General features: G+C 73.7%; 8 protein-coding genes. 2 read left to right on the forward strand and 6 right to left on the reverse strand.

The features are described 5' to 3' along the window. The first annotated feature begins 31 nt into the window (after positions 1–31). Complete coding sequence (rfbB, locus tag ACF08F_RS25205) at positions 32–1,045, forward strand: dTDP-glucose 4,6-dehydratase (protein ID WP_392300804.1); 1,014 nt, start codon at positions 32–34, stop codon at positions 1,043–1,045. Further along, positions 1,042–2,181 carry a DegT/DnrJ/EryC1/StrS family aminotransferase gene (locus tag ACF08F_RS25210; protein ID WP_392300805.1) on the forward strand — a complete coding sequence of 380 codons (1,140 nt, stop codon included), beginning with the start codon at positions 1,042–1,044 and terminating at the stop codon, positions 2,179–2,181. The genes rfbB and ACF08F_RS25210 overlap by 4 nt, the downstream gene beginning before the upstream one ends. A gap of 89 nt (positions 2,182–2,270) precedes the next feature. Here the strand turns inward: ACF08F_RS25210 and ACF08F_RS25215 are convergent, their stop codons facing one another. The 6 genes from ACF08F_RS25215 to ACF08F_RS25240 form a co-directional block, all read right to left on the reverse strand. Next, a complete protein-coding gene (locus ACF08F_RS25215; protein WP_392300806.1) occupies positions 2,271–4,757 on the reverse strand; it encodes a beta-glucosidase in 2,487 nt (828 codons plus the stop codon). Positions 4,758–4,821: 64 nt separating this feature from the next. Beyond that, positions 4,822–5,535: a class I SAM-dependent DNA methyltransferase gene (locus ACF08F_RS25220; RefSeq protein ID WP_392300807.1), complete on the reverse strand. Its 714-nt coding sequence runs from the start codon at positions 5,533–5,535 to the stop codon at positions 4,822–4,824. A gap of 118 nt (positions 5,536–5,653) precedes the next feature. Next, a complete protein-coding gene (locus ACF08F_RS25225) occupies positions 5,654–6,934 on the reverse strand; it encodes an activator-dependent family glycosyltransferase (RefSeq protein WP_392300808.1) in 1,281 nt (426 codons plus the stop codon). A gap of 73 nt (positions 6,935–7,007) precedes the next feature. Next, the gene (locus ACF08F_RS25230) at positions 7,008–8,252 is read right to left on the reverse strand and encodes a P450-derived glycosyltransferase activator (protein ID WP_392300809.1); all 1,245 of its coding nucleotides are present in this window, start codon (positions 8,250–8,252) and stop codon (positions 7,008–7,010) included. After that, on the reverse strand, positions 8,234–9,079 hold the full coding sequence (locus ACF08F_RS25235; RefSeq protein WP_392300810.1) for a thioesterase II family protein: 846 nt from the start codon (positions 9,077–9,079) through the stop codon (positions 8,234–8,236). Before ACF08F_RS25235 ends, ACF08F_RS25230 begins: the two co-directional genes overlap by 19 nt. Beyond that, a complete protein-coding gene (locus ACF08F_RS25240) occupies positions 9,076–13,086 on the reverse strand; it encodes a type I polyketide synthase (protein WP_392300811.1) in 4,011 nt (1,336 codons plus the stop codon). Before ACF08F_RS25240 ends, ACF08F_RS25235 begins: the two co-directional genes overlap by 4 nt. Positions 13,087–13,197 lie beyond the last annotated feature (111 nt).

The following is a 13,197-nucleotide window of genomic DNA, read 5'->3' on the forward strand; positions in this document are numbered from 1 at the left end:
CCCCTACAGCGCGACCGAAAGGAAGACGGCAGTGCGGCTTCTGGTGACCGGAGGTGCGGGCTTCATCGGCTCGCACTTCGTGCGGCAGCTCCTCGCCGGGGCGTACCCCGACGTGCCCGCCGAAGAGGTGATCGTCCTGGACAGCCTCACCTACGCGGGCAACCTCGCCAACCTCGCCCCGGTGGACGCGGACCCGCGCCTGCGCTTCGTCCACGGCGACATCCGCGACGCCGGCCTCCTCGCCCGGGAACTGCGCGGCGTGGACGCCGTCGTCCACTTCGCCGCCGAGAGCCACGTGGACCGCTCCATCGCGGGCGCGTCCGTGTTCACCGAGACCAACGTGCAGGGCACGCAGACGCTCCTCCAGTGCGCCGTCGACGCCGGCGTCGGCCGGGTCGTGCACGTCTCCACCGACGAGGTGTACGGCTCCATCGACTCCGGCTCCTGGACCGAGAGCAGCCCGCTGGAGCCCAACTCCCCCTACGCGGCCTCCAAGGCCGGCTCCGACCTCGTCGCCCGCGCCTACCACCGGACGTACGGCCTCGATGTGCGGATCACCCGCTGCTGCAACAACTACGGGCCGTACCAGCACCCCGAGAAGCTCATCCCGCTCTTCGTGACGAACCTCCTCGACGGCGGGACCCTCCCGCTGTACGGCGACGGCTCCCACGTCCGCGAGTGGGTGCACACCGACGACCACTGCCGCGGCATCGCGCTCGTCCTCGCGGGCGGCCGGGCCGGCGAGGTCTACCACATCGGCGGCGGCCTGGAGCTGACCAACCGCGAACTCACCGGCATCCTCCTGGACTCCCTCGGCGCCGACTGGTCCTCGGTCCGGCAGGTCGCCGACCGCCAGGGCCACGACCTGCGCTACTCCCTCGACGGCGGGAAGATCGAGCGCGAGCTCGGCTACCGCCCGCAGGTCTCCTTCGCGGACGGCCTCGCGCGCACCGTCCGCTGGTACCGGGAGAACCGCGACTGGTGGGAGCCGCTCAAGGCCACCGCCCCGCAGCGGCCCGCCGCCACCGCGGGGGTGTCCGCGTGACCGCCCCCACCGGGACCGGCCGCGTCCCCTTCCTCGACCTCAAGGCCGCCTACGAGGAGCTCCGCGCGGAGACCGACTCCGCGATAGCCCGCGTCCTCGACTCGGGCCGCTACCTCCTCGGCCCCGAACTCGAAGCCTTCGAGGGCGAGTTCGCGGCCTACTGCGAGACGGACCACGCCGTCGGCGTGAACAGCGGCATGGACGCCCTCCAGCTCGCCCTCCGCGGCCTCGGCGTCGGACCCGGCGACGAGGTGATCGTCCCCTCGCACACGTACATCGCCAGCTGGCTCGCGGTCACCGCCACCGGCGCGACCCCCGTGCCCGTCGAGCCGCACGAGGACCACCCCACCCTGGACCCGCTGCTCGTCGAGAAGGCGATCACCCCCCGCACCCGGGCGCTCCTCCCCGTCCACCTCTACGGGCACCCCGCCGACATGGACGCCCTCCGCGAGCTCGCGGACCGGCACGGCCTGCACATCGTCGAGGACGCCGCGCAGGCCCACGGCGCCCGCTACCGGGGCCGCCGGATCGGCGCCGGCTCGTCGGTGGCCGCGTTCAGCTTCTACCCCGGCAAGAACCTCGGCTGCTTCGGCGACGGCGGCGCCGTCGTCACCGGCGACCCCGAGCTCGCCGAACGCCTCCGGATGCTCCGCAACTACGGCTCCCGGCAGAAGTACAGCCACGAGACGAAGGGCACCAACTCCCGCCTGGACGAGCTCCAGGCGGCCGTCCTGCGGATCCGGCTCGCCCACCTGGACAGCTGGAACGGCCGCAGGTCGGCGCTGGCCGCCGAGTACCTCACCGGACTCGCCGGCCTCCCCGGGATCGCCCTGCCGGTGACCGCGCCCGGCACCGACCCCGTCTGGCACCTCTTCACCGTGCGCACCGACCGCCGCGACGAGCTGCGCGAGCACCTCGACTCCCGCGGCATCGACACGCTCACCCACTACCCCGTGCCGGTGCACCTCTCCTCCGCCTACGCGGGCGAGGCACCGCCGGAGGGCTCGCTCCCGCGGGCCGAGAGCTTCGCGCGGCAGGTCCTCAGCCTGCCGATCGGCCCCCACCTGGAGCGCGCTCAGGCGCTGCGGGTGATCGGCGCCGTGCGCGAATGGGCCGAGCAGGTCCACCAGGCCTAGTCAGGTGGTCCGGCGGACCGAGCAGGCCGAGAAAGGCGGTGCCCGCCACCCTTCCGGGTGGCGGGCACCGCCGCTTTCACGGTGTCACGTCACCAGACGCTCACCTGGGTGCTGCCCCGCAGGTCCGCGGAGGACGCACCGGTCTGCAGGAGCCTGCTGCCCGTACCCGTCTTCCACGTGTCCGTCGCGGCGTCCCAGTACTGCAGCTGACGACGGTCGACGTTCACCGTCACCGTCTTCGACTCGCCGGCCGCGAGCGCCACCTTCGTGTAGCCCACGAGCTTCTTCTTCGCCTGCGGAGCCGTCACGTTCGGGCTGGCACCGAGGTACGCCTGCACGACCTCCTGGCCCGCGCGCTGCCCGCTGTTGCGGACCGTGACCGTGACCTTCAGGCCGCCCGTGGACGTGCGCACGACGGTCGGGGCGCTCTGCGTGAACGAGGTGTACGACAGGCCGTGCCCGAACGGGAACAGCGGCTTGACGTTCTGCTTGTCGAACCAGCGGTACCCGACGTGGATGCCCTCGCGGTACGTCTGCTGGTTGTCGACGCCCGGGTAGCTGGTCGGGTCGCCGGCGACCGCGTGCTGGTTCTCCGCGGCCGGGAAGCTCTGGGTGAGCTTGCCGCTCGGGTTGACGTCACCGTAGAGCAGCGCGGCGGTGGCCTCGGCGCCCGCCTGGCCCGGGTACCACATGTCCAGGACCGCGCGGGTCTTGGACAGCCACGGCATCAGCACCGACGAACCGGTGTTGAGGACCACGATCGTGTTCGGGTTCGCGTCGGCGACCGCCGAGATCAGCTTGTCCTGCGTACCCGGCAGCGACAGGTTCGGACGGTCGACGCCCTCGGTGCCGTCGTCGTAGGCGAAGACGACCGCCGTACGGGCCTTCCGCGCCGACTCCACGGCCTTCGCGATCGTCGCGTCGGCCGCCTCCGGCGTCACCCAGCCCAGCTCCAGGGAGAGCGGGGTGGCGCTCATCGCGAAGCCCGAGATCGTGAGCTTGTGCGTGCCCTTGGTGAGCTTGAGGAGCGGGCTGCTCACCTTGCCGTAGACCTGACCGGCCTCGATGGTGTGGCTGCCGAGCTGCACCGTGGCGTATCCGCCGGTGGCCTTGACCGCGATGCGGTACTCGCCGTCGGCGGGCACGGTCAGCGTGCCGTCGTACAGCGCCCCCGCCTTGCCCGGCTCCAGCTGGTGGCCCTGGTTGAACGCCGGGCTGAGGTTCCCCGCCGGGATCTGCGTCCCGAAGGTCTCCTCACCCGTCTCGTACGTCACCGTCGCACCCGCGCCCGCGCGGGCCCTGATGGTGTCGAGCGGCGCCGCGGCCGAGTCCGGCACGACGTGGGCGCTGCCCAGGCCGGTGACCTTGGGGTCGACGGCCGTCGGGCCGATGACCGCGATGCTCTTGCCGGCGTCACCGGCGAGCGGCAGGGCCTGGCCCTCGTTCCGCAGGAGCACCGCGCCGTTCTCGGCGACCTTGCGGGACACCGCCTGGGCGCCCGCCCGGTCGCGCTCGGGCCGCGGCGCCGGGGTGGCCGACAACAGGCCGAACTTCTCCATCTGCCCGACGATCCGCTCCGCCGAGCGCGTCACGGCCGCCTCGGGGACCGTGCCGTTCAGGACGGCCGTCTTCAGCGCCTCGCCGAAGTACTTGGCCGGCGGGGAGGGCTCGCCCTTCGGGACGTCGCCGGGGAGCTCGACGCCCATCTCCTGGTCGAGGCCCTTGGTGATGGCGTCCGTGCCGGGGGTGGCGAGCCAGTCGGACATCACCCAGCCCTGGAAGCCCCACTGCGTGCGCAGCACGTCGTTGAGGAGCTCGTCGTTGCCGCAGGACGGCTTCCCGTTGAGGCCGTTGTAGGCACACATGAAGGAGGCCGCGCCGGCCTTGGAGGACGCCTCGAACGCCGGGAACTCGATCTCGCGGAGCGTCTGCTCGTCGACCGTGGCGTTCACGGAGAAGCGGTTGTTCTCCTGGTTGTTGGCCGCGAAGTGCTTGGCCGTCGTCATCAGACCCGCACCCTGGATGCCCTTGATCTGGGCGACCGCGGTGCGCGAGGAGACCAGCGGGTCCTCGCTGAAGGTCTCGTAGTTCCGGCCGCCGTGCGGCACCCGGATGTTGTTCATCATCGGGCCCAGGACCATGTCCTGGTTGAGCGCGCGTCCGTCGCGGCCCATGACCTTGCCGTAGCTGTCGGCCATCGAGTCGTCGAAGGTGCTGGCCAGGGCGACCGGCGCGGGCAGCGCGGTGGCGGTCTGCCCCACCAGGCGGATGCCGTTCGGGCCGTCGGCGGCACGCAGCTCCGGGATGCCGAGACGCGGCACGCCGGGCAGGTAGCCGACGTTCTGCCGGTCGGGGTCCAGGGCCCAGTGGACGAAGCTGATCTTCTCGTCGAGCGTCATCTGGGCGACGAGCTCCGCCGCCCGGCTCGTGTACTGGACGTCGGCCGTGCCGGCGGCGCCGGGAGCGGCGGCCGCCACGGTGGTGCCCGCCAGCAGGGTGCCGACGACGGCCAGGGTGAAGGCCCTGGGCGACGTGCGGCCGCGGCGGACACGCGGTATTCGGGTCTTACCTGTCACGGTGGGTTTCTCTCTCTGTGCTTGCTGCACCCGGGACGTCCCGCCCCGGGGGGTCTTGGGGGGATCAGGCGGGGACGCCGACGAAGAGGCCACGGCCCGACGGGCCGCCCTCCAGGTACTCGACGCGCAGCCCGGCGGCCGTGAAGGCCGCCTCGTACTCCGCCTGGTGGAAGAGGGTGATCAGGTGGACGTCGGAGAAGTGGCGCACGCCCTTGCCCGGGTCGGCCACGGTGAAGTGGACCTCCATGCGCGTCGCGTTCCCCTCCCGCACCGAGTGCGAGACGCGGGCCACGGTGCGCCCGTCCCGGCGGACGACGTCGGCGCTGACCCAGCCGTCGGCGAAGGTCTCCGGGAACCACCACGGCTCCACGACGACGACGCCGCCGGGCTCCAGGTGCCCCGCGAACGAGGCCACGGCCGCGTCCAGTTCCCCGGTCGTCCTCAGGTAGCCGACGGAGCTGAACATGCTGACCACGGCGGAGAACTTCCGGCCGAGCCGGAAGTCCCGCATGTCGCCCTGGTGGAGCGTGGCGTCGGGCAGCCGCTTGCGGGCGTGGAGGAGCATGTCCTCGGACAGCTCCAGGCCGGCGGTGTCGCCGAACTCCTTGGTGAAGTGCTCCAGATGCGTGCCCGTGCCGCAGGCCACGTCGAGGAGCGAGGAGGCCTCGGGGGTACGGGAGCGCACGAGGTCGGCGATGTCGGAGGCCTCGGCGGCGTAGTCCTTGCCGCGGCCCAGGTAGAAGAGGTCGTAGACGTCGGCGTGGTCGACTTCGTACACGGAACTCCTGCTTTCGGTGGGTGGCCGGGGGAGCCCCGGCGGAGATCAGGGCCGAGGCGCGGGGCCTCGGAGGAGGGGTGGTCGCGGCTCGCGGCCGGTGGGGAGGAGGAGGCGCGGCTCAGGGCCGGGCGCCGGCCGGCGGGCGGCGGTGCTGTGCGGCGAGCCGCTCCAGCTCGGGCACGATCCCGGCCGGGGTCGGGTCACCGAAGGTCTCCTCGCGCAGCCGGTGCGCGGCGGCACCGACCGAGGGGTCTTCCAGGACGCGGACGACGGCGTCCCGCACGGCCTGCGGGGTGAGCTCGGCCGGCGGCACGAAGAAACCGGCCCCCTGCTCGGCCACGGCCCGCGCCTTGACCGGCGCGTCCCACAGCTCGGCGAGCATGACCTGCGGCACCGCGTTGATCACGGCGGTCGCGTAGGTGCCCGCCCCGCCGTGGTGGATGATCGCCGAGCAGCTCGGCAGGAGCGCGTGCATCGGCACGAAGTCCGTGAACCGGGTGTGCTTCGGGTAGTTGCGGATCTCGGCGCGCTGACTCGCGTCGAGCGTCGCGACGAGCTCGATGTCGAGGTCGGCGAGCGCCTCCAGGATGTCGCCCTGCGAGACGCCGTCGCCGCCGAGGACCTCCCGCGCGGAGACGCCGAGGGTCAGACAGACCCGGGGCCGCGCGGGCGGCTCGGAGAGCCAGTCCGGCACGACCGACGTGCCGTTGTACGGAACGTAGCGCATGCCGACGGTCGGCAGACCGGTGTCGAGGCGCAGGCTCGGCGGGGTCGGGTCGATCGTGAACTGGCCGGTGATCAGCTCCTCCTCGAAGGAGGCGCCGTACTTGTCCAGCGTCCACGTCAGCCACTCCGCCGTGGGGTCCTCGCGGTGCTCGGGCGGCTGCAGGTCCCGCAGCGCGACGAACTTCCGGCGGGCGCTGCCCATCACGTCGGGCCCCCACAGGACCCGGGCGTGCGCGGCGCCGGTGACCTGGGCGGCGACGGCGCCCGCGTAGGTCGTCGGCTCCCACAGCACCAGGTCCGGCTGCCAGGACCGGGCGAGGTCGACCAGGTCGTCGATCATCGAGTCGTTGTTGGCGAGCAGGTAGAAGTACGGGGCGAGGATCGCCTCGATGCCGAGGGCGTGGTCCCAGTCCAGCGGCTCGGGACGGGCCTCGTCGAAGGCGATCGCCGGGTGGTTCGGGCGCGGCTCGCCCGCCATCCGCACCCGGTACTCGTGGATGAGGTGGTCGGTGCCGACGGGCACCGCGGCCAGTCCGGACCCGGTGATGGTGTCCGTGAGCGCGGGCTGGCTGGCGACCCGCACCTCGTGTCCGGCGGCGAGCAGCGCCCAGGCCAGGGGCACCAGGCCGTAGTAGTGCGTGTGGTGTGCGAACGAGGTCAGCAGGACGCGCATGGCGTCGTGTCCTTCCTTGCCGGTGGAGGGTGGACGGGCGGAGCGGGTGAAACGGGCGGACGGGAGGGGTCCCTCAGGAGCTGCTGACCGGGACGCTCAGCGGCCCGCGGCCGACCGGCGCGCGACGGGGGCGCAGCACGTCCCCCGCCTGCCGCAGCCCGGGGAAACGCCCGGCCAGGGTCCGCAGCGCGACCTCCGCCTGGAGCCGGACCAGGGACGCCACCGGGCCGTACGGGCTGGCCGGGTGCAGCGCGAGGTGCGCGGCGGCGTCCGGACGCGCGAGGTCGAAGCGCTCCGGGTCCGTGAAGACCTCCGGGTCCCGGCCGGTGGCGCCGGTGAGGACGACGACGTGCGCCCCGGCCGGCAGCCGCCGGCCCGCCAGCTCCGTCTCCGCGCGGACCACCCGGGCGTCCAGCTGCACCGGCGGGTCAAAGCGGAGGGTCTCCTCCACCGCGGCCGCCGCGAGACCGGGCCGCGCGCACAGCTCCCGCCACTGCTCGGGGTGCGCGAGGAGGGCCAGCACGGCGTTCCCCGTCAGCTGGACGGCGGCCGTGACACCGAGCGCCGACAGCAGAGCCCCGTCGGTCCGGCCGGAAGCACCGGCGGAGCCGGGGACGTCGGCGAGCAGCGCCGTCAGCGCGGCCAGCGCCTCGTCCGCCGCCCGTACCGTCCGCAGCGACTGCGGGGCCAGCAGGCTGTCGGACAGCGGCCGGAGCCGCTCCACCAGCTCGGCGAACTCCGCACGCCGCTCCTCGGGAACACCGAGCGCCGCGGCGGTCGAGGCCGTCACCGCCGGGCGCACGAAACCGCCCACCAGCTCGAAGGCGTACGAGGCCGCCGGGTCCGGCGCGAGGTCCTCCAGGGTCTCCCGGTGGATCCCCTCGACCACGGCACGCCGCCCGGCGTCCGGCACGTCACCGGCCGCCGACGGCGCCTGCTCGTGCTCCAGCGGACAGCCCTCCCCGTACGAGAGGACCTGCTGCGGCACCGGGACGCCGGCGGCGCCGGAGACCCCGAAGTCCGTCGAGCAGAGGACGCTCGACGCCAGCGCGTGATCGGCGGTGACCCAGCTGCCCGTCGGGCTGAAGGAGAGCGCGCCGCCGGCACGCACCCGCTCGTACGCGGGATACGGGTCGTCCGCCTGGCCGCGCAGCACGATCCCGTACGGGTCGCCGTTCGCGGCGTGGATCCAGTGGATGCCGCGGGTCTCCAGGAGGTGGGTACCGAGTTCACGGTCGTCCACCGCGCGGACGGTGCGGCCCAGCGGGGGCTGCGTGAGGGCCTCCGGCAGGTCGTCGGTCACCGTGGGTTCTGCCATCTCTTGGCCGCTCCTTCGATCAGACGGGTCGGGGGCTGCACGACGCGGGAATCGGGCGCGCCGCGGGTGACGAGCAGGTGGTCGGAGATGTCGTTGCAGATCTCGTGCCACTGGTCGTTGAGGTAGAAGTGGCCGCCGGAGTACGCCCGCAGGCAGAACGGACCGCTGGTGTGGCGGCGCCACTCGGCCACCTCGTTGAGCGGCGCCTTCGGGTCGCGGTCACCGGCCAGGGCCATCACCGGGCAGGTGAGCTTGGCGGAGGGCTTGTGCAGGTACGTCTCCGCCGCCTTGTAGTCGCTGCGCAGCGCGGGCAGCACCAGCCGCAGCAGCTCGTCGTCCTGGAGGAACCGCTCGTCGGTGCCGCTCAGGTGCCGGATCTCCGCCAGGAACGCCCGGTCGTCCAGCTGGTGGACGAGCCGGTCAGGGGCCAGCGACGGGGCGCGGCGGCCGGACACGTACAGACCCTCGGGCCGTACCCCGTGCCGCTGTTCGAGGATGCGGGCCGTCTCGAAGGCCACGGAGGCCCCGAGGCTGTGCCCGAAGAAGGCCAGCCGGCCCTCCTGCCACCAGGGTTCGGTGGCCGCGACCACATGCTCGGCGAGCTCCTCGACGCTCTCCAGGCACGGTTCGGCGCGCCGGTCCTGACGGCCCGGGTACTGCACCGACAGGGCCTCCACGGAGGGGTGGAGCTCCTCCGAGAAGCGGAAGAAGTAGCTCGCGGAACCGCCCGCGTGCGGCAGGCAGACCAGCCGCACCGCGCTGTTCGGCGAGGGGTGGAAGCGCCGGATCCACAGCGAGCTGTCGACGTTCAGGGCTCTCTCGGTCACCGGTTCGCCCCCTCGATGCCGTCGAGCCAGGAGAGGACGGCCTCGGCGACGGCGGGCGCGTGGTCCCGCATCATCGTGAAGTGGTCGCCGGGCACGTCCGCGACGGTGTGCGGAAGGTCCCAGTGGGCGCGCCAGTCGCCGCCCTCCGCCGGCCAGTCGCCCAGCGGCTCGGAGGCACGGACCAGCAGCACCGGCGCGCTGCTGCGCCCCGGCCGCGGGCCGCCCAGGAACCGGGCGTACCGGCCCATCGCGAGCAGCCGCGCATCGGACATCGGTTCCAGCTCGCCGGCGAACAGGCCCTCGCCGAGCTGCCTGCTCCACACCTCGATGGGCTCCTGGTGGCCCGGCGGATAGGGGTCGACCAGGACGATGCCGGCCGGCTTCACGCCATGCGCCCGCTCCAGACGGAAGGCCAGCTCGTGGGCGAGCAGGGCGCCGCCGGAGTGCCCGAGCAGGACGACCGGGGCGTCCCCGGCGGCCCGGAGGACCGCCTGCGCCTGGGCGTCGAGCGCGGTGTCGAGGTCGGCCGGGAGCAGGGCGGCGCTCCGGCCCGTGCCGGTCCCGTAGCCGGGCAGGGGCACGGCGAGGAAGTCCCGCCGCTCCTGGAAGGAGGTGCTGAGCCGCAGGAACTCGTGCGGGCCGCCGTTGGCCGCGGTGCCGGTGCAGCCGACGAGGACGGCACGGCCCTCGGCCCGGTCCGTCGGCCCGCCGGCCAGCAGCACCGGGTCGAGCCGGTCGGTGCAGGCCTCGGGCGAGGCGAACTGCGGGCGGAACGCGGCGGCGTCGGCGAGGACGTCGAGGAACGCTCCGTACCGGTCGTCCTCCACGGCCTGCCGGAACAGGGCCCGGAACATCCCGGCGCCGGTCTCGCCCTCGGCGGCCGCGGCCGGAGCGCCGGTCTCCTCCTCGGCCCGCTCGTGCTCGGCGGGCTCGGCGAGGGCCCAGTCCCGCTCGGCCAGCTCGTCGCTGATGCGCGCGGCGAGCGCGACCGGCGTGGGGTGCTCGAACACGACGCCGGGGGGCAGCTGCAGGCCGGTCATCCGGTTGACGCGGTTGCGGAACTCGACGGCCGTCAGCGAGTCGAAGCCGATCTCCCGCAGCGGGCGGTCGACGGGCACCGACTCGGGCGAGTCGCACCGGAGCACGGAGGCCGCCTGCCGCATCACCATCGCGAGCACGGCCTCGCGGCGCCCCTCCTCGTCGAGGTCCTCGGCACCCCACACGAGCCCCGTCTCGGCCTCGGCCGCGCGCTCGGGAGCGGTGTGCGCGGGCGCCTCACCGGGACCCGCGGGGCTAATCCAGTACGGGCGGTGCTGGAAGGCGTACGTGGGCAGGTCGGACCCGGCGGGGCCGGGGACGCCCACGGCGGGGAGGACGGCGTGCCAGTCGACGGGCAGGCCGTGGGCCCAGGCCTCGCCGAGCGAGGTGACCAGCCGCTCCCGGCCGCCGTCCTCGCGTCGGAGGGTGCCGAGGCCGGTGACGGTGCCGGGCAGGGCCATCGTGAGGACGGGGTGGGTGCTGACCTCGACGAAGTGCGTGAAGCCCTCGTCCGAGGCGAGGGTCTCGACGGCCGGAGCGAAGCCGACACGGTGCCGGAGGTTGCGGTACCAGTACGTGCCGTCGAGCACCGGCCCGGTGATCCAGGCGCCTTCGAGCGTCGAGAAGAACGGGATCCGGGGAGCCTCGGGCGTCAACCCGGCCAGGATCTCGACGAGTTCGGTCTCGATGGTCTCGACGTGGGCGCTGTGGGAGGCGTAGTCGGCGGGGATGATCCGCGCGCGGACACCCTCCGCCTCGCAGGTGCGGGCGAGCTCCTCGATCTGCGGAGGGTCACCGGCGACGACGGTCGCCGTCGCACCGTTGACGGCGGCGACCGACAGCCCGTCGAGCCCCTCGATCAGCTGCTGGGTCGCCTCCTCGCCGAGCGCGAGGGAGATCATGGCTCCCTTGCCCGCGAGGTGCCTGGCGATGGACCGGGAGCGCAGGGCCACGACCTTGGCGGCGTCGTCGAGGCTCAGCGCCCCGGCGACGCACGCGGCGGCGATCTCGCCCTGCGAGTGACCGATGACGGCCTGCGGGGTGATCCCGTGGTGCTGCCAGACCTTCGCCAGGGACACCATCACGGCGAACGTCACGGGCTGCACGACGTCGACCCGCTCCAGCGTCGGCGCGCCGGGCGCCTGCCGGATCACGGCCTCCAGGGACCAGTCGACGTAACGGGACAGTGCGGTCTCGCACGCGGCCATCGAGGCCGCGAACTCCGGCGACTGGTCAAGGAGTTCGGCGCCCATCCCGGCCCACTGGGCCCCCTGGCCCGGGAACACGAACGCCACCTTGCCCGGGTCGCCCGCCGTGCCCCGCACCAGACCCTCCGGCATCCGCAGGGCGTCCCGCAGCACCTCCCGGCCGCCGCCGACGGCGACCGCGCGGTGATCGAGCGCCGCACGCCCGTCGACCAGCGCCCGCGCCGCCACGGCCGGATCCAGGTCCGTCCGGCCGTCCGCCCAGGCGGCCAGCCGCTCGATCTGGGCGTCCAGCGCCGCCGACGTCTTCGCGGACACGATCCACGGCACCGCACCACCCGCCGGCACGCCGACCGCCGGCGGCTCCTGAGCGGCCGGGGCCTCCTCCAGCACGACGTGCGCGTTCGTCCCGCCCACACCGAACGCGGACACACCCGCCCGCCGGGGCCGGCCCGGCCGCGCCGGCCAGTCCAGCGCCTCCGTCAGCAGCTCGACCGAACCGGCCGACCAGTCCACCTGGTCCGTCGGCTCGTCCACATGCAGCGTCTTCGGCAGCACCCCGTGACGCAGCGCCTGCACCATCTTGATGACACCGGCGACACCGGAAGCGGCCTGCGTGTGCCCGATGTTCGACTTCAGCGTGCCCAGGCGCAGCGGCTCACCCGGGGCACGCCCCTGCCCGTACGTGGCGAGCAGCGCCTGCGCCTCGATCGGGTCGCCGAGCCGGGTCCCCGTGCCGTGCCCCTCCACGACGTCCACGTCGCTCGACGTGAGCCGCGCGTCGGCCAGCGCCTGCCGGATCAGCCGCTGCTGGGACGGGCCGTGCGGAGCCGTCAGCCCGTTGCTCGCGCCGTCCTGGTTGATCGCGCTGCCGCGCACGACGGCCAGGACCCGGTGGCCCTTGCGCCGGGCGTCGGAGAGCCGCTCCAGGAGGAGGACGGCGACGCCCTCGCCCCAGGCGAGACCGTCCGCCGCCGAGGCGAAGCCCTTCGTCCGGCCGTCGGCGGCCATGGCCTGCTGCCGGCTGAACTCGATGAACGCGCCCGGCGTCGCGAGGACGGCCACGCCGCCCACGAGCGCCGTCGAGCAGTCGCCGTTCCGCAGGCCCTTCAGGGCGAGGTGCAGGGCGACGAGCGACGAGGAGCACGCCGTGTCCACGGTCACCGCGGGCCCTTCGAGGCCGAGGGAGTACGCGATGCGCCCGGAGGCCACGGCGGAGGAGTTGCCCGTGACGACGTAACCGTCGGTGCCCTCGGGCGCGACCCGGATGTCCGGCGCGTAGTCCTGGTACCCGCAGCCCACGTACACGCCGACGTCGGTGCCGCGGACCGACGCGGGGTCGATCCCGGCCCGCTCGAAGACCTCCCAGGAGGCTTCGAGGAGCTGCCGCTGCTGCGGGTCCATGGCGAGGGCCTCGCGAGGCGAGATCCCGAAGAACGCGGCGTCGAAACCGGCGGCGTCGTCAAGGAACGCGGCGTTCCGGACGTACGTCGTGCCCTTCCGGCCGGGCACCGGGTCGTACAGGGAGTCGATGTCCCAGCCGCGCTCCTCCGGTACCTCGGAGACCAGGTCCTTGCCCGCCGCGACGGCGTCCCAGAGGTCCTCGGGCGACCGGATCCCGCCCGCGAACCGGCAGCTCATGCCGACGATCGCCATGGGCTCCTGCCGACGGTCGGCCCGGCGCCGGCTCTCTTTCCGGAGTTCTTCGTTCTCCTTGAGAGAGGCGCGCAGAGCGTCCACCAACTGCTCGTTGGAACTCGTCATCTGGATGTGGTCTTCCGCTCGTGGATGGGGTTGTGGCGTGTGGGGGCGGGGTGGTGCGCGGGATGCGCGAGGTGCGGCGTGCGTGGGGCGGGACCGCGGTCGGGTCAGGTG

It is taken from the genome of Streptomyces sp. NPDC015130, from assembly GCF_043080005.1.
Lineage (GTDB): Bacteria > Actinomycetota > Actinomycetes > Streptomycetales > Streptomycetaceae > Streptomyces.